The sequence below is a fragment of the Bradyrhizobium sp. AZCC 1678 genome (genome assembly GCF_036924765.1).
GTDB lineage: Bacteria > Pseudomonadota > Alphaproteobacteria > Rhizobiales > Xanthobacteraceae > Bradyrhizobium > Bradyrhizobium algeriense.
In genome coordinates, this window is the sequence record NZ_JAZHSE010000001.1 from 2,809,225 (window position 1) to 2,835,404 (window position 26,180).

A 26,180-nucleotide genomic window follows, 5' to 3' on the forward strand; every position below is an offset into this window, starting at 1 on the left:
TTCCATACCCGTCGTAGATGATACCGTTTGTCACCGAAGTACCATAGCCGAAGGTGCCAGAACCGCGCTCGTCAAGGCTCCGAAGCCGGTTGAGTCCACGTCGATCGTGAGCGTGGTGCTGGTGACGGAAAGGTGGCGCGGTCTCCGCGGCGTCAAATCCCGTTGCGAACTGGGGCTCGGTGAGCAGCCAACCCCTTCATATCGGGAGTCCGCCTATCGCAATGCTGACGGAGACGATGCCGATATCGGCGCAAGCGCGCCGCGGGACCCCAGTTTGCGGCGCAGCCGGTCGATCAGGAGATAGATCACCGGCGTCGTGTAGAGCGTCAGGATCTGCGAAACGAACAATCCGCCGATGATGGTGATGCCGAGCGGCCGGCGCAGTTCGGTGCCGGGGCCGGTGGCAATGACCAGCGGAATGCCGGCAAACAAGGCGGCCATCGTCGTCATCAGGATCGGCCGGAAGCGGGCGCGGCACGCCTCGAAGATCGCATCCGCCGACGACAGGCCGCGGTGGCGTTCGGCGTCGAGCGCGAAATCGACCATCATGATGCCGTTCTTCTTGACGATGCCGATCAACAGGATGATGCCGACAAAGGCGATCACCGTCAGCGGCGTGTTGGTCACCTGCAGCGCCAGCAGCGCGCCGAGCCCTGCGGACGGCAGCGTCGAAATGATCGTGAGCGGATGGGCGAGACTCTCATAGAGCACGCCGAGCACGATATACATCGCCACCAGCGCGCCCAGGATCAGCAGCGGCTGCCGGCCGCTGGTCCTGTTGAAATCGCCGGCATTGCCGTCGAAACTGCCGCGGATGCCTTCCGGCATGTGCAGTTCCTCGACGGCGCGCTGGATGTTCGAGATCGCGGCCTCCAGCGGCACATTGGGAACGAGGTTGAACGACACTGTGGCCGATGGGATCGACTGGGTGTGATTGATCGCCAGCGATGCCAAACCGCGGTCATAGCGAACAACAGCCGATAGCGGCACCTGGGCGTCGTTGGCGCCGGCCACGAAGATACGCTCGAGGTTGGAAGGGTCGCTCTGGAATTTCGGGTCGATTTCCAGCACCACCATGTACTGGTTGCGCTGGGTATAGATGATCGAGATCTGCCGCTGCGCGAACGCATTGTTCAAGGCGTCGTCGATGTCCTTGACGCGGACGCCAAGTGTGGCGGCGGCCTTGCGGTCGATCATCAGCGTGAGCTGCAGCCCGGCGGCATCGCGGTCGGTGGAAATGTCGGTGATGCCCTCGACCGTCTCCATGCGCTTGGCGACCACAGGGGCCCATTTCTTCAGCAGGTCGACGTCGACACTGGAAACCGTGTATTGGTAAACGGAGTTACTTTGACGCCCGCCGGCACGAACATCCTGGGCGGCAAACATGTAGAGCCGTACGCCCGGCATTGTTTCGAGCTTCTTACGCAAGCGGTCGATTACGAGCTGGGTGGTCAGTCCAGCTCTCTCTTGCGGCGGCTTGAGGCTGATGAAGAAGAGCCCCCGGTTTGCCGTCATGCTGCCAAGGATCGATCCGACCCCGGCGACGGCGTCGTCCGATTCAATGGCGTCCTCGAGCTGTTGCTGAAATCTGGTCATGGACTGGAACGAAGTGTCCGATGAACTTTGCGAAGCACCGACGATGAGGCCGCTGTCGTCGATCGGAAAATAGCCTTTCGGGATCTTGATATAGAGCACCACCGTCAGCGCGATGGTGGCAAAGAACACGAGCAGGGTCAGGAACGGAAAGCCCAGCACCGCCCGCAGCGTCCAGGTATAGAAAGAAACGATGCGCGACAGCGTGCCCTCGACCAGGCGATCGAACCAGGTCGCGCGATCCGACGTCGCCTCCTTGATGTAATGCGCACAGATCATCGGCGTGATCGTGAGCGAGACCACAGTCGACACCACGATCGCAAAGGTCAGCGTCAGCGAGAATTCGCGCAACAGCCGGCCGACGATCCCGTCCATGAAGATCAGCGGCGTAAACGCCGCGATCAGGGACAGGCTGATCGATAGCACGGTAAAGCCGATTTGCTTGGCGCCCTCCAGCGCTGCCGGGTAAGGCGCCATGCCGTGTTCGAGGTTGCGGTGCATGTTCTCGATCATGACGATGGCGTCGTCGACCACGAAGCCGACGGAGATCGCAAGCGCCATCAGCGACAAATTGTCGATCGAGAAGCCGGCGAGCCACATGCCGGCGCAGGTGCCGGCCAGCGCCAGCGGCACCGAGACGCCGGCCGCAATGGTCGGCGTCAGCCGGCGCAGGAAGAAGAACACCACCATCATGACCAGAAAGGCGGTCGCCAGCAGCGTGTACTGCATGTCGAGCACGCTGGCGCGGATGGTGTTGGTGCGGTCGACCAGCGTCGAAATCTCGAGGCCGGCGGGCAGCCATCGTTTGAGTTCCGGCAGCAAGGCCTTCACGCGATCGACGGTCTCGATCACGTTGGCGTCGCCCTGCTTGGTGATCTGGATCAGCACCGCCGGTTGCTTGTTGAACCAGGCGATCGAGCGGTGGTTGCGGACGGAGTCCTCGACCTCGGCGACGTCGGCGAGGCGGACGAAATTGCCGGCTGAGCTCTTGATGATGATGTCGCGGAATTCGGCCGCGGTGCGCATCTGCTTGTTGGTCGAAATGGTCTCGCTCTGGCGACCGCCGTCGAAGATGCCGACCGGGCCCAGCGGATTGGCGTTGATGATGGCGAGCCGCACGTCGTCGGTGGCGATCCCCGCATTCGACAGGCCCACCGGGTTCAGCGCGATCCGCACCGCCGGCTGATCGGCGCCGGAGACGGAAACCTCGCCGACGCCCGGCACCTGCGAGATGCGCTGCGCGATCACGGTGTCGGCGACGTCGTACATCGCACTGGTCGTCAGCGTCTTCGACGTCAGCGCCAGCACGAACATCGGCGTCGCCGAGGGATTGGTCTTGCGGAATCGTGGCAGCGACGGCAGGTCGCTCGGCAGGTCCGCCAGCGACGCGTTGATCGCAGCCTGCACGTCGCGCGCGGCGCGGTCGATGTTGCGCCCGATCGCAAATTGCAACTGGATGCTGGTGCTGCCGAGCGAACTGGTCGAGGTGATCTGCTCGATGCCCGCGATCTGGCCGAGCCGGCGCTCCAAAGGCGCTGCGACCGTTGCCGCCATCACGGCGGGATCCGCACCGGGGCGGGTGGCGAACACCCGGATCATCGGGAAGTCGACATTGGGCACCGCCGAGACCGGCAGGAACACATAGGCGACCATGCCGACCAGAAAGAGCCCGACCGCCAGCAGCGTGGTGCCGACCGGCCGGCGGATGAACGGCTCGGAAATCGAGGCCACAGCTGCTTTCCTGCTCTATTCTTCTAGGAGAAGAATGCATCGCTCGGAGAAGCACACCTTAGCTAGCAATCATCGACCGTCGAAATTTCACGATCCCCGAGCAAGATTGAGAATGCCCAACGGATGCCCATCGGTCGAGAGCAATTTGCGCGTCGCGACGCGACTAAATTGCTGTTCTGGTCGGTGAAGACGAGGTTGTTAGTTATCGTGGACGCTCTCGCGCTCGAAAATTCCTGGCCGTTGGGGACCAGCGGCAAGCTTGGTCAGTAACATTCCGGAGTACAAGCAGCCGGGACAAGCCGTACCAAAGAGGCGCTGTCGGCTCGATGCTACTTACGACATCGCTCGGGTGATCAGCCTGTTTATGCGAGTTGGCTGGAGGCGGAGCTGGTGGCTTTGGTCGAGGCTTGTTCTCGCGAGGATCGAAAAACCGCTGTCCATATACATTAGTGCTTGGCAGCGCTGCATGAGATCCAGTTCCACGAACATGTCGAGCGTAATCTGCTCTGGCACGGTCCCGCCGCGTATGCCGTCCTGCATGGCTTGATCAGCTGCCTTGGCATCAAACTGATGAAGGGGACCGTCGCCCTTCTCTGGCAGTAGCTTCGGCCGGACAACGAGGTTCGGCAGGAACTGGCGTAGGGTTTCGATAATCTGTCTCGAATCGCAGAATAAAAACGGTACCGCGTTGGTAATATTGAGCTCTCGAGCAAAGGCACGGAAATCTGCTGCAACCTTGCGGCAGAACCTCCTTTCTGCCGCTGCCTGGTTCGACGTCCCTACGAGCGAGGCAGGCATATTGTCTGAAAACCGACCGAACAGCCCTGGTCGGTGGACATCATTACGAGCGTTCAATGATAACTGGCGCATCAATGCAATGGGTCCAAGCCAGTAGGCGGCGCGTGCCCCCACGTTCTCGCCGTTGCCGTGACGGATGTGGATACCCACAGCGAACGCAGAGCCGATCTGCTGATCCCAAAACTGCTGCGCCTCGGCTTGTATGGGGGTGGCGAGGCGGAGATCGGCCAAAAGCAATCTTACCATTTCGGGCGGAGGAGGAGGCTCAACCCATTGGTTCAAAACAATGGTCGGTTCGGTCGGGCGTTTATCGGACGCTACCAGGTCGTTTACCGCGGCCACCTCGTCAGCGCTGTGCTTCAGGTGATTTGAGGTTGCGAGGCTGGCCGGCGTCCACTTTATTGGCCATATCGGCGTCGAGTATTGCAGGCTTCCGACGGTATCGTCGGCGATAACCGGAACGCCCGCCAATGTCTGCCGAGGCTCAAAATAGCGGAAAAAGCAGTTGCTGCTCATGGTCGGGTCCGCGTTGAATCGGGATCCTCGCCAGTCCACAATCAGTGTTCGACCGGTACGTCGCGCGAGCCACCAGGCACCGATCAAACACGACAGATGATCGCCGATCCCGCCAAAGCAGTGTCTTGCGACCACCAGGTTTCGGTCGATCTGTGTGACAGCGCTAGCCAAGAGCTGCTGCTCCCTTATGGTATGTCTGGGTCGGTGGACGTTGGGAGCAAGCCGCGCTGCCAGCGCGCAGCGAACCAACGCCCGTTGTGGATTGTCTTACGTCGAATAATTCGTTAAAGAATTGCTGCAGCCGCGAAGCACTTGCCGGACGTTTACGAATTTGGAGTGACTTTTTCGCGCCTCCGAACGGGACGACGTGCAATTCCATCGGTTTTACCTCAGACTGCCATTTTTATCTTTGCTTGCAGGAAGCTCACAGTCCAAGAATCACACAAACATGTGGATTTGCCCATCCCGGGCACGCGGTTTTTGCCCTGGATGGTTAAATCGAATAATATGCGGCTGATATCTTGGGGTTGCTGATACTCGAATTAAATACATTAATTAATTCAGGATCTGACGAAAGGCGCCGTCAGTCTCGAATCTCGTCCAGGCTATAATTTCGTGCGTACAAGCCTGTTTTTTAGGCCAATGAGAGCATCGATGCGGAAGGGACGCCCCATGCTGTCCAATCGGTTTTCTCTGGAATCTCGGGGTGTTGCCAAAGCCGGACACGCCAAGATTTAAGTTGGCTCCAGGTTAATTATCTGTTGACTCTCGGCGGACGGGGCAGTATTTCATTAAATGAGTTTTAATTTGCAATGAAGAGGGGTTGTTATGAAGCCATCGAGCATTTTCGGGATCGTCGTATCCGCGGTCATTTTGTCGTCCAGCGCGGCGAGCGCGGCTATCATTAATAATGGCAGTTTTGAAACTGGATTCACCGGCTGGACCGTAAGTTCGGGGACCGATCCGCAGTACGCCCCGGTCGTGATTGCCTACGGACAGGCTAGCCCGTATCCGACGGGAGCCTTTGGTGAAATTATTCCTGCGGCGCCCGGCGGCGGTCTGTCCGGCCTGTACTTCGTTTCGGATTTCGCCACACAGTCGATTTCGCAGTCGATCGCTCTGGCCGCCGGCACGACTTACGCGGTGAGCTTCAATATCTACTCTCCGATCAACGGAACGCAGAATCCGTTCGACGCCCTGCTTCAATCGGTGTCGGACGGCAGCCTTTCCCCGGTCTTTCAGTCCAAGTCCCTGGGTGCCGGATGGACAAACTATTCGGGTGGCTTCGTTGCCGGCGGGGGACCGTATTCGTTCAGTCTCAACTTCGGTCCTCTCGGGTCAGGGGCTGCAAACGCGGCTGCGGATTTCGTGGTCGACAACATCGACATCAGCGTCGCCGTCCCGGAGCCTGCGACCTGGGCGATGATGATCATGGGCTTCATGGGCATCGGCTTCCTGGCCTACCGCCGAAGGGCGACGCCGACGAGCTTCCGTCTGGCTTGATTGCCCGTCCAGTAATGTGGAATAGGCCGCCGAAAGGCGGCCTATTTTTTTGCCGGTGACGGATTTTCAACCCGCTTGAATGGCCCGCGAACCGCTCGGCAAATGCAAGCCTCGGCAACTTCATCCCCTCGACATCGAGATCTGCGCCCGCAGACGACCGGTTTGATGTTCATGGTACCCAGATGCGTTCAGGCACGGCTCGTTCCAACCGGGCGGCGAATCACATTTCGTCGTTGACTGACCGAAGCGAAATAGCAGGTGGTTCTTTGGGCAGTCCTGCCGGCGCACAATCAGCCGTGTGGGCATCGCCACAAAGGCCTCCATTCCATCATCTCGTTCAAGCCTGCTACGCTAGCCCGGCGGAAGCTCAGGCGAGGCCACTGGCAAGCCGAAGGCTGCTTCCGGCTGTGTGGCCGCGCAGCCGCCCAACGCCATCCTTGATCCCCGTACGTGACCGCAGTCGTGCATTTAGCAGCGAGCGCAGTAAGCCGCCGCCCCTCGCGGAGGGCTCGTTGTTCTCGGACAGCTGTCTGAACGCGTGATGCGCCTGGCTGGGGTTGCGAGATGCCCAATAACGCCCGTGGATTTACGGATAGAGCTGCGATGTTCGTGGCTGGTAAAAATAGAGTTGACGATAATACACGGTCCGAACTGACGCTCAGCGCGCAATGTTTCGACAGAATGCCCGCCGGCTGCCGTCGAACGTAGCTTCTGGCTTGATGGACTGAGCGCAATTTTTTCCCGCTGATTTACTTCAAATTGACCCTTGCCTGAGCTGTTCCACTTCGTGAACCTTTTAGTGACCGTGGACCCGCAGGATTGCTCGCGAGATCCGTAGGAAACGGACGCGGGGCGCAACCACCATGTTTATGACTATGAAAAATCGACAAGCCAGGCTTCTCGGCGGTGGCCGAATGGAGCGCTATCGAAGGCGGAATGACGCCGGCTATACGCTGCTCGAACTGCTCGTCGTGATGGGTATTCTGGCGGTTCTGACCGCGATCGCGACGCCGCAGCTGATGGGTTATTTCGGCAAGGCCAAGACCCAGTCGGTGCAGCTGCAGATCGAGAATATCGGCACGGCGCTCGAGCTCTATTATATGGAAAACGGCGCCTATCCGAGCCCGAGCGCTGGGCTGAAGGCCCTGGTCGAGGCGCCGCCCGAGGCGCCGCGCTGGAACGGCCCGTATCTGAAGAAGGCGAAGAACCTGCTCGATCCCTGGGGCCGGCCCTATCAATACGCCATCGCCGACGGCCAATACGAGGTCTATTCGCTGGGGCCGACCGGCAAGGCCAAGTCCGCGAGCGCGGGCACGGCCGCGGCGTTCCGCGGTGGTTAACGGACGAATTAAATGGTTTCCGAAGAAGTGACTGACTAGCGTGGATGACGCGGCCTGCGGTAGAATCAACTCGGTCGCGTAATCAATCGTCTTCGAATTTATCCCTTAACGATGATTGGACCAGACTATGACCTCGCAAATGAACCGTAGAACCTTTCTGCAAGGCGTGAGCGTAGCTTCCCTGACGTCGATGCTGCCGGCGGCGGCAATTGCCGCACCGCTGGCGGCACCGAGCAGGACGGCTTCATCTTCGTCGGCGGCGGCCAAGTTCAACGGCGGTCGGTCGCAGGTGAATTTGAGCTTTTTGCAGATTGGCGGGGATTTTCCGTTTCTGAATTGCTTGAAGACAGCCCAAGCCTGGACGCTGATCGATAACAGTGGCTCTCCCGAGCCGAACACACTCGATAGCGATGGCTATCCTACGTCAATCTCTCACGGCGGAGTCTACACCGTCTTCTTTGTGCCTTCGCAGGCAGCACGCCCGGGAAACTACGTTATCACCTGGAGCGGCAATGGCACGGTCTATTGCGGCATGAGCAACACGCCGGTCAGTGGTAGCAAGATCAGCACTAATGGCAGCGGCCGTTACGTGTTTTCCACGACGGATACGCGGTTCGCCGTCGGCATTCGGGATATCGGAACCCCGCGCATTACGAACTTGCAGGTTTTCCACGTCAACGATGAAGCTGCTCTCAACGCCGGGCAGGTGTTCGGCACCCGCTTCAAGCAAAGGCTCGCCGAAGCAAACTTTGGCGTCATTCGCTTCCTCAATTGGCAGAATGGCAACACTACGAACGTCACGACGTGGGCGACGAGAAAGCCAACGACATATGTGTTCTATTCCGGAACGGAGTATCGAAGCAGCCTCTATGCTGGCCTAACCACGAATGTCGGCACTGCCTATTCGGCTCAACTCGCGGGCTTCAAGCTTGCGGACAAAGCAATAGTTATGGTGAAGTTCAATGTTAGCAACATGGCAGCGAGTACGTTGGATGTTAACGGTACGGGCGCAATTCGAATCCTGAATTCTTATTCCAATCCGCTCTCGGCCGGGAGCAACTCGTATCCTGTAGCCGACCGTATTGCTACGCTCGTTTATGATGCAACGTTGAATGCGTGGATTAAGCAGGGTGGCGACGTCGCACTGGGTAATGCGGGTCTTGGCAACGGTTGCCCTCCTGAATTGATGGTTCGGCTATGTGCTGAGATTGGCGCGCATCCCTATTTTGTCACTCCGCCCTTTGCGATCGACCCGGCGACAGACTACATGCCAAGTCTTGCGGCCTATTGTCGTGCAAATGCTCCGTCTTGGATGATCCCGCGGTTCGAAGGCCCGAACGAGCTCTGGAACAATACCGGTGGTTTCTTCCAGACCGGATACGCTAATGCGAAGGCGACGGCCTATGGCTGGGGAGCGGATTTCCACAATTGGTACGGCAAGGCGATGTCGGTGCTGGGCCAGGCAATTAGCATCGCCTATGGTGGGGATCGAACCAAGTATCAGGTCTTGTGCGGGGTTCAAACCGGAACAGGTAACAGCGTCTTAGGAACGTCCGGCAGTAATGCGAGACTTGCGTCGACTAAGTATTTGGCGCAAGCGGAGGCTCCTCAAGCGCCCTATACCAAGAGCCCAGCTTCGAATTGGGTCACACATATCTGCTGTGCGCAGTACTTCTCGCCGTCGGAATACGGCACCCTCCAGGAGACAGCTGACGCCGCTGCCTATGCCGCGGCAGCTGGGAATCCAACGTTGCAGCTCGAGATCGCGACGGCTTATGCGAACACTTCAAACAGTGGCACAGGACCTTTTACACTCTTCAAGTGCGCGATTTTGTATGCGAACTGGAAGGCGTGGGCACAGAAATTTGGCATACAGAAAATGTGCGGCTACGAGGGAGGTTATTCGCCGGACTATACGGGGGGCGGAAAATCTCAAGTCGACATTCTTAGGGCCGCGTCTAAACAGGCTCCATCCTTAAACGGATTCCTGACTACCAACTACAATAACTTCGTGAGCCTGACGGCAGGAGATTTCACGGCCGAGTTCCCATCCTGTTTTCAACTTTCCGGATGGTCGACTTCAAATAATGTATGGTCAGTTCTAGAGGATATTCACCAGACCCAATCGCCGCCCCAATGGATGGCGATCGTGGCATTCAACGGTATAAAATAAACCGCCGATACTGCCAACATTAAGCTGCGTCTCCCGTAAAGGATGTGACGTCAGGAACAGGGCATGCCATACTAGTAGAGCACTGGGCTCGCCCGCCTGATCTCCACTGTGTGGTGTCACCCTGCACCTGAGGACACTATCTAAGAATTGCGAGACGCGATGACCGGGAACTGGTTTGCGACGTTTGCCATCTTTTCGTGGCCGATCGTTGCAATTTCTCTATTTTTCCTTCTTCCATTTTCAGTCGCAACCGTATCAAACATTCTTGGTGCGTTGTTGCTGCTGCCCTCCGGTGTCGCGACGAAGTTCGAGATGATACCGGCGTTCGACAAAGTTTCTATCCCGAATCTTTGCGCAGTCCTCGGCTGTATATTGTTCGCCCGCCGAGCGAAGCAATTTGCTTCCGGAGTGGGATTCGTTGAGGTTCTGGCATTTGCTTACATCACCAGTCCCTTGATCACTTCTCTGTTGAACAGCGATCCGGTTGCCATTGGAGACAGGATCTTGCCTGGCGTTGGCTATTACGACGGGATTTCTGCGCTCCTAAGTCAGACGATCTACTTTCTGCCTTTTTTCATTGCGCGCCGTTACCTCACGCGTTCGTCTGATGTGGAGATCGTCCTGGGTGCACTGGTTGTGGCGGGACTGTTCTATTCGCTTCCCATATTGATCGAAATCCGCATGAGTCCACAATTGTCCAACTGGATTTATGGTTATTCGCCATCGGCGTTCGTTCACAATTTCCGGTATGGTGGATATCGTCCTCAGGTATTTTTGACGAATAGCCTAGCTACTTCGTTCCTCGTTGCCACGGCCTTCTTAGCGGCACTGGCGATCTGGCGTGCGAGGATTGTCGTGAAATCAATATCTCTCCCTGCTGTCGCAGGCTATTTGGCTGTAATCGTCATCTTGTGCAAATCGGCCGGCGCTCTAGTGTATTCCATCACCATTGGCGCTTGCATAGCGCTCTTGAAGCCTAGAACACAAATGCGCATCGCTGCGGCGATGGTGTCGATTGGGTTACTCTACCCGCTTCTTCGTTCCGTCGATCTATTCCCTACGAACTCGTTTGTCGGCATTGCCGCAATCTTCAATGAAGAGCGCGCTGCGTCGTTGAAGTTTCGATTTGATCAAGAGCACAACCTCCTCGCTCATGCCAACGAGCGCGCTTTTTTTGGTTGGGGACGATATGGTCGTAGTCGGGTTTATTCCGACGCTGGGGACGACATAAGCGCAACCGACGGTCTGTGGATCGTCACACTTGGTCAGGCTGGCCTGATCGGATTCTTAGCCCAATTTGGACTTCTCGTATTGCCGGTGTTTAGGGCGTTCGCTTCATTTCAGTTCGTCAAGTCGAAACGCGAGCAGTTACTAATGGCGGCCCTTGCAGTCATCCTCGCTGTGACCGTAATTGAGCAAATACCTAACGCGTCGATTAGTCCTTGGTCGTGGCTGCTTGCGGGAGCGCTCCTTGCTAGGGCGGAGGCAGTTCGCGCTTTCGTTGGCCAGGCTGCGTCAATGCATCCACTTTCGAAAAGAATTACTAGTGACGCTTGAGATGTCAGCTTCCAATAGATTCACTCTCACACAAAGGGTAGTGCGAGCTGGCGCGTGGAGCTTAACAAGCTACGTGGTCAGCTTTGCTCTTCGCTTTGGCAGTAATCTATTCATGACGCGACAGCTCGTTCCTGAGATGTTTGGCGTCATGGCAATTGCCATGATGGTGCTCGTAGGGTTGGCGCTGTTTTCTGACGTTGGTTTGAAACCCAGCATTATACAGAGTAAGCGAGGACACGAGCCCAGCTTTCTCAATATGGCTTGGGTCGTGCAGATCTTGCGAGGCGTAGCCCTCTGGTGCTTTGCCCTGCTGATATGCTTGTTGGTGCTGCTTGCATCACATTTTGAGTTGTTTCCAAAGGACAGCGTCTACGAACATCCTAGCTTGCCGTACGTATTGGCCGCTTTGTCTCTGACCACGGTTATCGTGGGCTTCGAGTCGACAAAGTTGATCGAGGCGAGCCGCAATCTTCTGCTGGGAAGCGTAACGCGCATCGAAATCGCGGCCCAAGTCGTCGGATTGATCGCCATGATTGCGTGGGTATTGATCGATCGATCGATTTGGGCGCTGGTTGCAGGTAGCATAGCATCAGCGATGGTGAGGACGATTCTGAGCCATATCTGGCTTTCGGGTACTCCGAACCACTGGCGGTTCGACCGCGAAGCCTTTTATGAGATCATGAACTTTGGAAAGTGGATATTCTTTTCTTCCGTGCTGTATTTCTTGGTGAGTAATGGCGATCGGATGACTCTAGGATGGTACACTGACGCTGGCACGTTAGGTGCCTACGCGATTGCGTTTCTAATCTTCAGTTCTATTGATCAAGTATTGGCCAAGATTATCGTCGACATATCGTTTCCAGCCTTGAGCGAGGTTGCGCGGGAGCGCCCGGCAAAACTAACAGAGGCTTATTACCGCTTTCACGGTTTCCTAGCGGCGGCTGCCTACTTTTGCTGTGGTCTAATGGCCGTTTCGGGCCAAGCCATCATCAGCGTGTTATACGATCGTCGGTATGAGCAGGCTGGCTGGATGTTACAAATTCTAGCTCTGGCTCTGGCGATCATTCCACTACGATTGGCCACGCAGTGCTTTCTCGTGCTCGGATTGGCGAGAGTCTACTTCCACCTCAATACAATTCGTATGCTGGCTCTCTTTGTTGCTCTTCCGCTCGGATTTCACTTGGCCGGGGTGCACGGCGCGCTGTGGGGTATTGTGTTTTCCTATTTTTCTAGCGCGCCTCTTGTAATTTATTATGCGAGTTCGCATGGCCTGTTCAATCCCAGAAGAGAGCTCTTGGCGCTGTCCGGCTTGCTTGTTGGGATCGTGTCTGGAGAAGCGCTCAATGCGGTTATCGCTTTCATAGTTCGTTTCGTGTCGATCAGCTAGGGGCGATGCTTGGGCGGCATTTACCTTACCCGGCGCGCACTGTACCCAATCCAATTGATATATGGGAGAAGAGCGTGAAGATGCCCGACAAGCGACCCACGGATGGCGCTTTCGAGGGGCCGCGCTAGTGCGGTGTAGGTTAACCGATTAGGTAGACGATGCGCATTACGTTTTTAATACCGGACCTCGGATTCGCCGGAGGTAATCGGGTTGTGGCGATCTATGCCGAGCGGCTGAAGCGTCGGGGCCACGAGGTAACGGTCGTTTCGGGCGCGCCCCGGAAGGTTGGTTTGCCTGAGAAGATCAAGTCAGCATTAAAGGGACGCGGCTGGCCCGTGGGAATTGGCACGGCACAACCTTACTTTGACGAGTTGGGCATCACCGTAAAGGTGTTGGATTCGAAACGTCCTATCGTTGACGACGATGTTCCGGATGCCGATGTCGTTGTTGCAACATGGTGGGAAACTGCCGAATGGGTAGCCGCCTTGAGCCCGCAGAAGGGTGCAAAGGTTCACTTTGTGCAGCACCACGAAGTCTTCCCGTATCTTCCAATTGAGCGTGTCCGCGCCGTCTATCGGTTGCCCATGGCGAAGATAGTAATTTCGCAATGGCTCGCGCAGACGATGTCCACTTCTTATGGAGTTGATCATTGCTTTTTGATCTACAACAGCGTCGATACAAGTCAGTTCTTCGCGCAGCCCCGCGATAGGCAGGCTGTTCCGACAGTCGGATTCTTATACTCGACAACAAATTTCAAATCTCCCGAAACGCATTTGGCCGCGCTTTATGAACTGAAGAAGATGCTACCTCAAACAAGGGCCGTGGCGTTCGGTTCGCAGCGCATATCCAAGGAGTTTCCACTCCCGGAATGGGTGGAATTCCATTGTCGACCCGCGCAACACGACATCAGACTGATTTATGCCAAGTGCGATTTGTGGCTGTGCGGCAGTAAGAGTGAAGGATTCCATCTTCCTCCGATTGAGGCGATGGCTTGTCGGTGTCCAGTCGTTTCAACAAAGGTCGGCGGGCCCATCGATATCATCGACGAAGGTGTAAACGGTTTCCTTGTTGACGTTGGTGATGCAACCGGCCTCGCGCGCAAAGCACTCGACGTGCTTAGTCAGAGTAACGAGAATTGGAGACGCATGTCGGCGGCTGCGACGGCAACGGCCTTGCGATATTCTTGGGATGACGCGGCTGAACTATTTGAGCGAGCAATATCAGAGATTGCCGCTAGTAATGAAGAGCTAGTTGCTGATTAATAAAATTCCGCCGAGGATGCCGGATAGTACGAGAGAGTAGGCTAAGATGGCCAGCGTCCTCCCGACAAGTGGCGAGTAAAAATCGTTTCGGCGTATCATGACGGTTCGGTCGATCACCAAATATGCCGTGCTCGCTATCATAACTGCTAAAGCAAAGGACGCTAGGCCGACGAATGGCTGAGTTAGCCAATCGAGGCGTTTCGCGATCGCGTTAACCGCGAACGCGCCCATCCAGTGATTGAGATACATGGGGTAGGAAATGGCTCCTGCAAACACGCCCGTCGACCCTCGCAGTCCTGGCCGGGCGCACAGCAGTACGATGCTGATAGCGAAAAAGGGGGCTCCGAAATTGTAGAAGCTGGCAGTGAGCATCAACAGCGACGACAATGCGCTGCCAACGAGCGCGGCGATAAACCACGGCCGAAGGTGGATGTTTCCGTAGGAATGCTGCAGTGTCGCGGCAAAAACGCCCAGACTGATTGACGCGAAATCCACGAGTTGAGCGCACCACAGCGCTATCGAAATCAAAGCCCACGATATCGGATTGCGTCCGAACCTGCTGACAACGATTATCAGGGGGGCGACGAGGTAGAATTGCTCCTCGACCGAAATACTCCAGAAGCCATGCCCGGTCCCTTTCAGCGGCATCTGGGCAAGTGCAACGGCCGCACCCGGCCACAGCGTGAACCAGTTATGAGTAAAAGTTACATCGTAGTACAGAAACTCAAGCCATTTGGGGGTGATTGGCTCTCGTGCTGCGCTCACGAGGTACAGTGCAGCGACGGCGAAGAAGTAAGGTATCCAGATGCGCGTGGCCCGGTTAAAGAAAAATCGTGGCATCTGGTCGATGCGGGAGCTCAATAGGATCCCCCCAATTAGCCACCCGCTCAGCGAAAAGAATACCTGAACCGCCAGGTTTCCGGCGACGTCGCTATGAAAGATCAGGCCGACGTGGCCCAGAGCAACAACAGACGCGAGCACAAATCGGAGCCAATCGAAGATTGGATATTCGATCGATCGTAGTGCTGCAGCCTCCTTTGAGTCAGGATCCTGTTTGGAAATACTGTGCAAGTAGCGTTCCTATACAAAATATCGATTAGACAGTTTTCTCAATATGCTTCGGTGCAGCTGATTTGTTTGGGCGGTTTGCCAAGTGCGCGTCGAGCCGCTTAGCCAGAAGCATGCTGGGTCGTTCGACGAGTCTCCACAGCAGTGTTGCGGCCGCAACGCAGGCCGCCAAAGACACTAGCCACCATCCCGCTTCGGAATAAATGCTGCGTTCCGTGAGTAAAAAGCCTACGCGAAACACCGCCCCCGTGATCGGATTGTGAATGAGATAGAGTGAGTAAGAGATCATTCCCAGGTATTGCAGCCAACGCCAGTTCAGTAGGTCGGTTTGACGGTTGGCAAGGGAAACGATCAGGAGGCTGATGCCGGTGATGCAGCACGCCAAAGCGAAATAATCTAAACGATACAATGCAGCGGCAGAAATGATTGCTGCATACCCCAGAAACCAAGGACGAGCAGACAAATTTGTCCAAGCGAGATATGCGCCTGCTCCGAGCAAGAAAGCAAACCAGAAGCCTACGAATACGCCTGGCCATCCGTCGTGAAGGCCGAGCGGCCAGATCAAACTTGCAACGAAGGCTGCGTATAGGATCGGCGTGTAGCGCGTGAGTCGAAGCAGCGCATAAGCAAGGTAGAGCTGTATCTCGAGGCACAACGTCCAGAATATGGGATTGATGTTCTTATAGCCGAGAATGCCCTGCATATAGAAAAGGTGACTGACAATTTGCGGAGTTGAAAATGTATTCGCGGGCCGGCCGGCGACCACCAGCGAAGCGAGCAGCGCAAATATGATCGCAATGGCAATTCCCACCCAGTACGGGGGATCAAGCCTCAATGACCGCTTTAGGGCGAAACGCAGGGCACCCGCTGGAGTCAGTTCCGCTCGAAGCGAATGCGCAATGACGAAACCACTCAACACAAAGAATATTGCGACGCCCAAGTCTCCATGCCGCAAGATGACCTGAATCCAGGCGGGAAACGTATTGAATAGCGTTGTTATGTGCTCACCTTCGACGGCATGGAATAGCACCACGATCGACGCAGCGACGCCGCGTAAGCCGTCCACATAGGCGAACCGAATTTTTTCCATTATTCGAGGCTGAGCTAAGGTAAATCTCTGAATATTAATTGTCGCGAGGATTTTCTTCAGACAGATTAGATATTTGTCCCTGAGGTGTATATAGTTAGGCCACTTGAAATCCTTTATAAAGCTTAATAGGGACGGCAGTCGTCGGTATCTGAATTGGGCATTCGAATATTTTACGCAGCCGGCCCGGGTGGCTTAGTCGATTCGCATGACTATTGGCGCAAAGGCGCTGCAGACCCTAGGCTGACGGCTTTGACATATTCCGGTCAATTCGCCGACTTCTGCGAGTCGGTCGCTGCGAACGTGTATATGATGAGTCATGCAAGCCCGCCGAGAGACTGTAGCGAGGGAAGGTTTCGGGTAAGGCAAAGGCCGAAGCCGCAGTTAGGGGGCGGCGGATTAGGCTATCATCTTGGGCAGGTAGTGTACGGCGCGTGGCTATTTCTGGAGGCTGTAAAGTTTAGAGCGGATTTCGCGGTTATTCATTCCAGCTCAACCCACTTTTTTGTCCTCTCGATGTTTCGGCTAGTTGGCATAAAGGTCATTCCGGTTCTTCATAACACGCTTTGGCCCGCTGGATATCCCAAAGCTGGCTTAGTGAAGAGATTCATTCGTCGCCTGGACGGAGCCTTCTTTCGAAATTGCGCGCACGCGACGCTAGGAGTTTCGCCAGAATGCTTGCGGCAGGTCCGTACCTTGGCAGGACAGATTCCATCGGAGCGTTTGATTGAGATGAGAGGGCAATTCTCTCGCTCTTATTTTGATGCAATCGCGGCTGCGCCCTCTCAAACGACGCCGTTCCGGATACTGTTTGCAGGGAGGATCACTGAAAACAAAGGTGTATTCGATTTGATTGATATCGCGAGAAGAGTCGAAGATCGGGCGCCTGGGCTGGTAAAATGGGATGTTTGCGGAGCCGGACCTGATTTCGATGAACTTCGGCTTCGGCGCGATGCTGCTAGTTTACAAGGAGTCGTCGAACTTCACGGCCACGTGCTGCCGCCCCAAATGAGCGAAATTATCGCAAGAAATCACGCATCCATTGTCCCGACCAAAAGTACGTTCGAGGAGGGAATGGCGCTCTCTGCGATCGAGCCTGTGCTTGCCAACCGACCGGTCATTACAAGCTCCGTCGTTCCAGCTTGGGAAGTGCTCGGAGAAGCCTGCCTTAAAGCGGAAGTCGACGACGTTGAAAATTATGTCGCGCAAGTGCTTAGGCTGGCCAAATCTCCGGAAGTTTATCAGGCGGCGGCAAATGCGTGCACGCAGGTTAAGGAGCCTTTCCTCGATGGGAAATTGGGTTTCGCCGCTGGCTTGAGGCGTGCATTAGCGCTCAAATGACTAACTAAAATTGGCTGGATCAATGATTTCGTTCGATGGATGCAGCCACAGAAAATCTGCGTGGGTACTTTCTGTCAATGGTTGATCGATGAGCTGAAGCTTGCGGCGCGACCGGATTGCTAACATGTAAGGTCGATAATGTCGATCTCGCAAAAATGTCGAGATTTCCGCTAACGAAGTCTCGGCATTGCGCGCCAATTGACCACTCATTTCCAAGATAAGCCCTGGTCTGTGTTGCTTTAGAGTCTCGCTGAGGCCATTCAGAACGTTAAACTCAAATCCCTCGACATCAATCTTGATCAGACGAGGAGCTTCGGCTCGCAGCATTCCATCCGCAACCTTCAACTGACATTCGACCTTGTTCAGGTCGTTGGACGAATAGTTGCTTTTCGCGAATGAGGCCTCTCCGGAGTTTCCCTTTGGTACTTTGAGCGTAAGAACCTCCTCACGACTTCCCAATCCAAACGAGAAAACATGGATGTTCTCTATGCCGTTTCTTTCGATGGCCGACGTAAAGATAGCTCGTGGAACGGGATTTGGCTCGAACGCAAGGACCCTCCCATGATCGCCAACCAAGCGCGAGGCGAGCAGAGAAATCATTCCTTCGTTTGCACCGATATCAACAAACGTATCGCTGGGTCGGAGGGATGATAGGAGTACGAGTTGGGTTGGAAGATCGTAGAAACGTCCAAGAAAATAGGTTTGTCTGTTGGACCAGTTGCTTAGATCGAGGGACATCTCATAGCCGTGAAGCTTTCCGCGCATCCATACACGATCCAGACCTTGCCAGTCATGGTCGGCTTCGTAACCGCCAACAAACAGGCGATGTAGCCTTCCCCAGCCGGGCAATTCTTTGTAAATGTAGGGACGGAGCAGTTTTGCCAAGGCATGTTTCACGGCATGGGACATGCGTTGAACTCCTTCATCTCGTCGCCTCCAGCCACGGCTCCAACGCCACGCCGATCCCTTCATCAACCATGCGCTGCCGATCAGACGCCGGCTTCCAGCCCAGTTCGGTGCGCGTGCGGGTGCAATCGAAATAGGCCTTCTGCGTTCGCGATTCCCAGTCGGCGTAGCTCGGTTTGCGGATGCGGTCGGGGTGTTTCACCAGAACCTTCACCGCCCATTTCGCGAGATCGGCGAGGTAGAACTTCCAGATCGGCTGATAGATGACGGATAACTTCAGGTCGCCGCGCTGCTGCAGGTCCTGCAGATATTCACGCGCCGTCAGCAGTGGGGCATCGATCAGATTATAGCTCTTGCCCTCGATGCCGGGAACCTCGATGGCCCGCACCAGCGCCGCGGCCACGTCAGATACCAGCACGAACGGCAGCTTGTTGCGTCCGTCGCCCCACACCTCGCAGACGTTTTCGGAAAACCGGCCGACGCCCCAGTGAAACGGACCGCCGCCGCGGCCGATCACGATCCCGGGCCGCAGAATGACGAGCGGCAATTGCCGGCTCCGGCTCATGTCGGTCAGGATGTCCTCGGCCGCAGCCTTGGCGCGCGCGTAGTAGTTGCGCCGCCTTATATCCGGATCGAGCGCCGTTGCCTCCGTGACGGTGCCTGCCTTGGCGCCGGCATAATAGGAATCGATCGTGCCGGTGTAGACCAGCCGCTTGACGTTCGCCGCGAGGCAAACCTCGGCCACCAGCCGTGTCGGCTCGACGTCGTTGGCCAGATATTCTTCCCACGTCTTACATTGCGCATGGGCAAGGTGATAGACGAACGCTATACCCGCCATCGCCCGGTCGAGGTCGGCGCGGTTACCGATGTCGCCGCGAACCACCTCCAGGCGGTCGGACGTGAGTTCGTCAAGCGGCAATGCCGAGCCGCGCACCACGGCGCGGACGCCATAGCCGGCAGCAAGAAGCTGGCGTATCAGCTCCTTGCCGATGAAGCCGGCGCCGCCGAGGACGAGAACAGTGGGCGGGGCGGCGAGGGCGGGACGATCGGCGGCAGCGCGGGCCGCCATGGTGACTGACGTATCAATGGCGGACGCCTCGATGATCCCGACGCAATGCTCGATCACATCGCGGCCGGTGCGGCCGGCAACGCGGACATCGAGCGGCTGTCCGTTGCGGATCGCCGCGTAGAAGGCGGCGGTCGAGTCCTGGATCGAGTTCTGGTACGGGTTGCCGCGCCGCACGAGCTTCAGCTTGCCAAGCCCGTACCGCGCCAGCACCGCGAGCGCCTGCCTGCGCATCTGGCTTGCGAGCCCGCGGCTGCGCTTGAAGCGGTCGAAATCCATATCGAGCGGCGTCCGCTGGTCGATCACGCAGGTGTCGGCGTCAAAATCAAGCAGTGCCGATCCGAACAGTCCGCGAACGTAGATCGTTCGCTGCGGGAAGCCGGGCGCGAAGTTGATGTTGAGGTCGATGGCGGTGCGGCCCACGGTCGTCTGCACGCGCCAGCGCCGATAGATGTCGGCGCCGTTCGGCAAGGTCACCTTGCGGTCGGCCGTCACCGAAAGGATTTCGGGCGCGCCGGCAAGATCGAGCAGCGCGGACACCAGATGGGGGCCGGTTTCGAGGATGACGTTGCCGGGATTGCGCAGCATCCAGTTGTCGAACGGGCCAAAGCGGATCTGGCCCAGCTCATAGAAATGATTGAAGGTGATGTGATCGATCGGTCCGAGCGCTTTCGAATGCACCGCTTCGCGCAGGCGCTGGAACGCCGCCGAGAACAGGAAGTTGTGGCTGACACCGAGCTGGAGGCCGCGCTCCGCCGCGAGGGCGACCAGCTCGTCCGCTTCCGCGGTGGAAGTACACATCGGCTTTTCCAGGAAGACGTGAACGCCGGCCTCCAGTGCTTCCTTGGCCAGGGAAAAATGCAGATCGGGCGGCGTCAGGATGTGGACGCAATCGATCTGGGCTTCTTCAAGCATCTTCGGCAGCGAGTCGAAGGCGCGCGGAATATTCCAGGCGCCGGCGAAGGCCTTCGCCCGCCCGAGATTGGCGTCGCATGTCGCGATCAGCTCAACGCCTGCAACTTCGCGGATCGAACGCGCGTGAAACTCCGCGATGTAACCGGTTCCGACAATGGCAGTGCGAATGGGGGCCGCGGCGCTGATGGCCGCGCGCCGGTTGATTGAACTATCGGTCATGTATTCCTGCTCGTTGGAATCTGCTTGTGTTCGATGAGTTGAGGTCGGCGATGCAACAGCCGGTCGCGCCAGAACATCGCCAGGCCAAGCCCTTCCGGGAAACGGGCCAGAAGCTGAAAGACCGCGAGGCGTGCGCGGTCCGAAAACGGGCCCGGGTTGTTGATGCCCAGCCGGGCAAGCTGCATCGGATAGATCAGCCAGGCGATCCACCCGAAACGCGGCAGCGCGATTGTCGCGATGACGGCGGTGAAGGGGAGCAGGAGGCCCCAAACCAGGGCGCGCCGCGTCTCGCGCACAAAATGCCGCTCGGGCGGTGCGCCGTGCAGATACGCGCCTTGCGCAAAGGCGTATCCCGCCCGCTGCGCCCTTCGCCACCATTGGGTGAAATGCAGCATCGCCGCATCGTGCAGCGCCATCTCGTCGGGAAGCCGCCAAATCCGCCAGTTCGCTTGGCGAAGCCGGACACACAGCTCGTCTTCCTCGGCGGCAATCACCTCCTCACGATAGCCACCGACGCCCTTCAGCGCCGCGGCGCGCAGCATCACGTTGCCGGCAAAGGCGCGAACCTCGCCGGTGGGGCGATCCCACTCGCGGTCGCAAAGCCAGTTGTAGACGGATCGATCGGGATATCGCTCGTGGAGCCTGCCGCATACGGCCGCGGCATCCGCCTGACGATCGAGGAAGGCTGCGGCGGCGTTGGGCCATCCGGCGGCAAGCTCGCAGTCGCCGTCCACGAACTGAACGTAAGGCAGATCGGGGATGACCGTCAGCAGGCGCGCAAAGCCGGCGTTGCGTGCGCGGGCCGCGGTGAAGGGAATGCTGAGATCGAGCTCGACGACCTCGGAGCCCAGCTCGCGTGCCACCTGCACCGATCCGTCCGTCGAGTTGGAATCGACGTAAACCACTGCCGCCGCCGTAGACACCGAGCGCAGACAGGTGACGAGCCGCTGGCCCTCATTGCGTCCGATGACGACAACGCCGAACCTTGCAGGCTCCATGCCGGGTTTTTGGTTAATGCTCTCGCTCGTCTGCAAAGTGGAATCTCTTAACATTTCAATTCCGCGGCGGCCTGGGAGGCCGGTAAACTTCGTCAAATTCGATCTGGAAACGCGACGGCAGCGGCAATTTTGTTTTGCCGAGCAGCCTCAGTGATGCGGCAGATCGACAGGGGCCTAGGTATCACGAACCGGACGGAGTGAAGGCACTATTGCTGAGCGTGGTGAATTCCTCCGGGATATCCCGTCGCCACCCCGTATGGCTCGACGTCGGCAATCACGACGGCGTTCGCCCCGATCCGTGCATGTGCGCCGATTTTGACCGGCCCAAGGATCTTGGCGCCGGCGCCGATGTCGACATGGCCGGCAATTTCGGGAACCCCGCCGCGGCCACGGCTGCCAAGCGTGACCTGGTGGAAAATCAGGCAGTTCACGCCGATTTTGGCGTCCGGATGAATGACGATGCCATTGGGATGGGGGATCAGCAGCCCACCGCCGATCTGGCAGGTGAGCGGTATCTCCGTCCCCGTCACCACGCTCCAGAAGCGGTGGCGCAGCGCGATGAACTTGCAGCACAGCGTACCGAAAAGGCCGCCGCGTGCCTGCCAGAACTGGTAACGCCGAACCGTCAGCAGCAGCTTGCGGCCGGGGTCCCAGAACTGCCGGGGACATTCCCGGGTCCAGTCGGGAATATCGGCGCTGATCTGTTCGGTAGCCTGATCCACCTGCGTGCACCTGTCCTGGAATTAGACCCAATAGCGGACGGCTCGGTTCGTTGGAAGCGCCCGGTTCTCAGTGCGCGCAACCATCTCCATCGGCTGTTGATCCACCGACGGCCCGCGATCTCCGGGGGCGCGCCCGCCCGAGCTATCCCCTTGGAATTGGCATTTCATTCAGAGACGCGCTATTAATCACGTATATTAAATCGATTTCACTAAGCAAGATTTTCGTAGTAGATCGCTTACTATTCGTTAATCATATGATGGCCCACCCGCGGTGCGCCGGGCGAAAATTTGAAATTCGTGGAGCTTTTATGTTGAAGACGTTGCGCACCGCTCCGGCCTCGTCCGACTTTGCCGAGCGATCTGCGGAGCCGCGATCGGCATGCGCCTCTCCGGACGACCTTTCCCGCAACGTATTTGGCCTTCTCGGTATTCCGGTGGACGCGCTCGATTTTCCCTTGCTGCTGCAGTCGATGGAGCTTGCAACGAATGCCGGCTCGCCGTTTCTGATTTCGACACCCAACGTCAATTTTCTCGTCAAGAGCCAGATCAACGGCACGTTCCGGGAGTCCATGCTGCTGAGCGATCTGTGTCTTGCCGATGGCATGCCGCTGATCTGGCTCGCCAAGCTGCTGCGCATTCCGATCCATGAGAGAATTGCCGGCAGCGACCTGTTCGGGCGGCTCAAATCGGCCAACGGGACGGGCCGGCGGCTACGGGTCTTCCTGCTGGGCGGGGCCGAGGGGCTGGCGGCCGCGGTCGGCGCCAGACTGAACGCCGAGCGGGGCGGCCTGGAATGCGTCGGCGTGCTTAATCCCGGTTTTGGCACCATCGAAGAGATGAGCTCGCCGAATATAATCGATGAAATAAATGCCAGCGATGCGGATTTAATTGCGGTGTTTTTTGGCGCGGAGAAGGCCCAGGCCTGGCTGCTGCACAACCATTGGCGGCTGCGCCCGCCCGTTCGCGCCCAGTTCGGGGCCACGATCAATTTCGAAGCCGGAACCGTCCGGCGGGCGCCGCCGATGCTGCGCAGCACCGGGTTCGAGTGGCTGTGGCGCATCAAGGAAGAGCCTTATCTTTGGCGGCGTTACTGGAGTGACGGCAAGGCCTTGCTCGCGATGCTGGTCACCTCCGTGCTGCCTTTGATACTGAGTGAGCGGCGCGCGCGAGACCTGAAAAAGCTGTCGATCGCGAGACGCGAAGATCATGGTTCCGTGATCATTGCCCTGTCCGGGGCCGCGGTGGCCGCACATGTCGACAGCGCGATCGAACAGCTTCGGGACGCGCTCGACAGCGGCAAGCGGTTGATCGTCGACGTTTCGAATACGCAGTATATCGACGCAAGGTTCTTCGGGTTGTTCCTGATGGTTCGAAAACAATTGGCCGGCCGGGGACAGAAACTGCTGTTCATGGGCGCGTCCGCCGGCCTGCGACGAATATTCCGCCTGAATAGATTCGAATTCCTCCTGTCACAGGAAGTGTGATAGCGGAGGCTACAGACGAATATCCGGCCGGGTTCGGCCATGTGCCACTAATCCAGGGCCAGAGATGAAGCAGCCAGTTGGTCAGACTTTTCAAGTTCGCCGCGGACTTGCGCTCCTGCTCGTGACGTTCGTCGCGGGCTGCGGATCGCCTGAAGAACGCGCGCAAGGCTACTATGAGAGCGGAATGGCTCTCATCGAAAAGAAGGACGACCTCGAGGCGCGGAAAGAACTCCTGAAGGCCGTCAAGTACAAGAGCGACAAGGTCGAAGTCTGGCGGGCGCTCGCCGGCGTCGACGAGAGGACAAAGTCGAGCTCGCTCTTTCTGGATCTGCGCCGTATCGTCGAACTGGATCCGAACGATCTGAATGCGAGATTGAGGCTTGCGCGGATTATGGTGGGCGGCGGGGCCGCAGAGGCCGCGCTTCGGGTCGTCGATGCCTCAAACGAGGGCGACAAGCCGAATGCGGAACTCCATGCTTTGCGGGCGATCATTCTCCTGCGAACAAACGACAATGCCGGCGCGATCCGCGAAGCCCAGCGGGCATATGAGATCGATCCGGCCAACGTCGATGCAATCTCGTTGATTGCGTCGAAAAAAGCCGCAGATGGCGACCTGGATGGTGCACTGAAGCTTCTGAATTCGGTTCCTGCCGGTTCTAAGGACGAAACGCGCATCACGCTGCAGACGATCGACGTGTATGCACGCAAGAAGGATTTGGTGAAGGCGGAAGAGTTGTTTCGCAAGCTGATTGCGCAGAATCCTCAGGAGGGTGCGTATCGTGCCCAGCTTCTGCAGTTCCTGATCGCGCAGCGAAAGTTCGCCGAGGCCGAAAAGGAGTTCCGGGCGAGGGCCGAAGCCAACCCGACCGATAGCAAGATCGGGCTCGACCTTGTTCGCTTTTTGGCTGCCACGAAGGGCGCGGATGTTGCCAGAGCGGAGCTGGAAGCGCGGATCAAGGCAGGCGGCGATGACTTCGATTACCAGATCGCATTGGCCGAACTGAATCAGGGGCAGAACCGAACGGCCGATGCCGTGGAGGCTTTGCAGAAGCTGGCCAACACGGCAGCTACCCCCGACAAGAAGCTCGCCGCCCAGGTCAAGCTTGCAGAGATTTATATTGCGAAGAACGACAGGGCGGCTGCCGAGCCCTTGATCGCCGACATCCTCTCGAAGGATCGCCGAAACGCCGGCGCGCTGCGGCTGCGGGCAGCCCTGAGCATCGACAAGGGCCAGTTCGACAGCGCCATTTCCGACTTGCGCGAGGCGCTCAACGATCAGCCAAAGTCGGTTGAGCTGCTGTCGTTGATGGCAGTGGCGTATGAACGCAGCGGGAAGGGCGAGTTGGCCGATCGTCAGTATGCCGACGCGCTGAAATCATCCAACGCCAATCCCGATGTCGTTCTTCGATACGTCGCGTTCCTGCAGCGCAAGGGCGACGCGGCTCGCGCCGAAGAGATTCTGACGGAAGCCGCCAGTCGCAATTCCGGCAATCTCCAGATCTGGTCGTCGCTCGCGCAGGTCAAGTTGAGCCGGCAGAACTGGTCGGGAGCCTTGGCGATCGCGGACGCCATCGGACGCGTCGATGAGGGCCGCGTGACTGCTGAGCAGATCCGCGCGGCAGCGTTCGCGGGCCAGAACAAGATCGAGGAAAGCATCGCGGCGCTGGAGGCTGCGCACAAAGCGGGACCGGACGCACCACAGCCGGCGCTTGCACTTGCCTCCGCCTATGTGAAACAGGGCAAGCCAGACAAGGCTTCAGCGCTGCTGCAGACGATGAGCAGCAAGTTCCCGGGCAATGCTCAGCTTCTCGTGTTTCTGGGGCAGGCCAAACTGGGGGAAAAGAAGAACGATGAGGCGCTGCAAAGCTTCAAGAAGGCAGTCGAGCAGCAGCCGAAAGAGCCGGCGGGATACACTGCGCTGACCGAGCTCTATCTTCAAAGCAAGGACTATGATGCGGCCGACAAGGTGCTCAAGGCTGGACTTGCAGAGTTGCCCGGCAATGTCGCTTTCCGTCTCTCCCTGGCTGGATTGCAGATCATGCGGGGGAACAACGACGCCGCAATATCTCAGTACGAAGCGATTCTGCAGGACCAGCCGAATTCCTCGGTTGCGATCAACAATCTCGTCAGCTTGCTACTGGACAATCGGAGCGACAAGCCAAGTCTCGATCGTGCGTTTGAGCTGTCGGAAAAGCTCAAGAGCTCCAACGTGCCGCAGTTTCAGGATACGTGGGGATGGGCCCAGTACAAGCGCGGCGATGTCAAGGGTGCGATCGCCACGCTCGAGGCCGCTGCGGCGGCGAACCTTGCGGCGGTCCACTATCACCTCGGCATGAGCTACGCGGCTGCGGGGCAAGCCGAAAAGGCGGCCGAACGGTTCAAGACCGCATTTTCGCTGGAGCCGGACGGGACACCGCTCAAGGACAGCATCCGTTCCGCGATGAAATGAACGCCGGCGGGAGCATGATCAGGAAGCGCGGATAACGGATTCCGCCTGGGCCAAACGCGAAGCGT

General features: G+C 57.7%; 17 protein-coding genes. 9 read left to right on the forward strand and 8 right to left on the reverse strand.

Translation table 11 applies throughout. The annotated features are described in order from the left end of the window. Window positions 1-213: 213 nt before the first annotated feature. Both V1294_RS13395 and V1294_RS13400 read right to left on the reverse strand, forming a co-directional pair. Window positions 214-3,324, reverse strand: coding sequence for an efflux RND transporter permease subunit (locus V1294_RS13395; RefSeq protein WP_334497661.1), 3,111 nt, complete (start codon window positions 3,322-3,324; stop codon window positions 214-216). A 333-nt stretch (window positions 3,325-3,657) separates the two neighbouring features. After that, window positions 3,658-4,809: a nodulation protein NodZ gene (locus V1294_RS13400; RefSeq protein WP_334497663.1), complete on the reverse strand. Its 1,152-nt coding sequence runs from the start codon at window positions 4,807-4,809 to the stop codon at window positions 3,658-3,660. A 657-nt stretch (window positions 4,810-5,466) separates the two neighbouring features. Between V1294_RS13400 and V1294_RS13405 the strand changes: the two genes are divergently transcribed. From V1294_RS13405 to V1294_RS13430, 6 genes are all read left to right on the forward strand, one after another. Then, window positions 5,467-6,141, forward strand: coding sequence for a PEPxxWA-CTERM sorting domain-containing protein (locus V1294_RS13405; RefSeq protein WP_334497665.1), 675 nt, complete (start codon window positions 5,467-5,469; stop codon window positions 6,139-6,141). A 914-nt stretch (window positions 6,142-7,055) separates the two neighbouring features. Then, window positions 7,056-7,481, forward strand: coding sequence for a type II secretion system major pseudopilin GspG (gspG, locus tag V1294_RS13410; RefSeq protein WP_334497667.1), 426 nt, complete (start codon window positions 7,056-7,058; stop codon window positions 7,479-7,481). 127 nt (window positions 7,482-7,608) lie between these two features. Further along, entirely contained in the window at window positions 7,609-9,654 is a 2,046-nt protein-coding gene (locus tag V1294_RS13415; RefSeq protein WP_334497669.1) for a hypothetical protein, read from the forward strand. Between the two features lie 159 nt (window positions 9,655-9,813). After that, window positions 9,814-11,211, forward strand: a complete 1,398-nt coding sequence (locus V1294_RS13420; RefSeq protein WP_334497671.1) for a hypothetical protein — start codon at window positions 9,814-9,816, stop codon at window positions 11,209-11,211. 1 nt (window position 11,212) lies between these two features. Then, the gene (locus V1294_RS13425) at window positions 11,213-12,598 is read left to right on the forward strand and encodes an oligosaccharide flippase family protein (RefSeq protein ID WP_334504633.1); all 1,386 of its coding nucleotides are present in this window, start codon (window positions 11,213-11,215) and stop codon (window positions 12,596-12,598) included. A gap of 158 nt (window positions 12,599-12,756) precedes the next feature. Next, the gene (locus tag V1294_RS13430) at window positions 12,757-13,860 is read left to right on the forward strand and encodes a glycosyltransferase family 4 protein (protein ID WP_334497673.1); all 1,104 of its coding nucleotides are present in this window, start codon (window positions 12,757-12,759) and stop codon (window positions 13,858-13,860) included. Here V1294_RS13430 and V1294_RS13435 read toward each other — a convergent pair. Both V1294_RS13435 and V1294_RS13440 read right to left on the reverse strand, forming a co-directional pair. Then, complete coding sequence (locus V1294_RS13435) at window positions 13,846-14,931, reverse strand: acyltransferase family protein (RefSeq protein ID WP_334497676.1); 1,086 nt, start codon at window positions 14,929-14,931, stop codon at window positions 13,846-13,848. The genes V1294_RS13430 and V1294_RS13435 overlap by 15 nt on opposite strands. 25 nt (window positions 14,932-14,956) lie before the next feature. Next, window positions 14,957-16,018 carry an acyltransferase family protein gene (locus tag V1294_RS13440; RefSeq protein ID WP_334497677.1) on the reverse strand — a complete coding sequence of 354 codons (1,062 nt, stop codon included), beginning with the start codon at window positions 16,016-16,018 and terminating at the stop codon, window positions 14,957-14,959. A 693-nt stretch (window positions 16,019-16,711) separates the two neighbouring features. Here V1294_RS13440 and V1294_RS13445 point away from each other — a divergent pair. Next, complete coding sequence (locus V1294_RS13445; protein WP_334497679.1) at window positions 16,712-17,356, forward strand: glycosyltransferase family 4 protein; 645 nt, start codon at window positions 16,712-16,714, stop codon at window positions 17,354-17,356. Here the strand turns inward: V1294_RS13445 and V1294_RS13450 are convergent, their stop codons facing one another. From V1294_RS13450 to V1294_RS13465, 4 genes are all read right to left on the reverse strand, one after another. After that, on the reverse strand, window positions 17,357-18,265 hold the full coding sequence (locus tag V1294_RS13450; protein WP_334497681.1) for an FkbM family methyltransferase: 909 nt from the start codon (window positions 18,263-18,265) through the stop codon (window positions 17,357-17,359). Window positions 18,266-18,278: 13 nt separating this feature from the next. Further along, window positions 18,279-20,462, reverse strand: coding sequence for an NAD-dependent epimerase/dehydratase family protein (locus tag V1294_RS13455; protein ID WP_334497683.1), 2,184 nt, complete (start codon window positions 20,460-20,462; stop codon window positions 18,279-18,281). Beyond that, window positions 20,459-21,460, reverse strand: a complete 1,002-nt coding sequence (locus V1294_RS13460) for a glycosyltransferase (protein ID WP_334497685.1) — start codon at window positions 21,458-21,460, stop codon at window positions 20,459-20,461. Before V1294_RS13460 ends, V1294_RS13455 begins: the two co-directional genes overlap by 4 nt. A 206-nt stretch (window positions 21,461-21,666) precedes the next feature. Next, the gene (locus V1294_RS13465) at window positions 21,667-22,182 is read right to left on the reverse strand and encodes a serine acetyltransferase (RefSeq protein WP_334497687.1); all 516 of its coding nucleotides are present in this window, start codon (window positions 22,180-22,182) and stop codon (window positions 21,667-21,669) included. A gap of 50 nt (window positions 22,183-22,232) precedes the next feature. Between V1294_RS13465 and V1294_RS13470 the strand changes: the two genes are divergently transcribed. Both V1294_RS13470 and V1294_RS13475 read left to right on the forward strand, forming a co-directional pair. Continuing rightward, window positions 22,233-23,666: a WecB/TagA/CpsF family glycosyltransferase gene (locus tag V1294_RS13470; protein WP_334497689.1), complete on the forward strand. Its 1,434-nt coding sequence runs from the start codon at window positions 22,233-22,235 to the stop codon at window positions 23,664-23,666. Between the two features lie 184 nt (window positions 23,667-23,850). Then, on the forward strand, window positions 23,851-26,115 hold the full coding sequence (locus tag V1294_RS13475) for a tetratricopeptide repeat protein (RefSeq protein WP_334497691.1): 2,265 nt from the start codon (window positions 23,851-23,853) through the stop codon (window positions 26,113-26,115). Window positions 26,116-26,180: the final 65 nt, after the last annotated feature.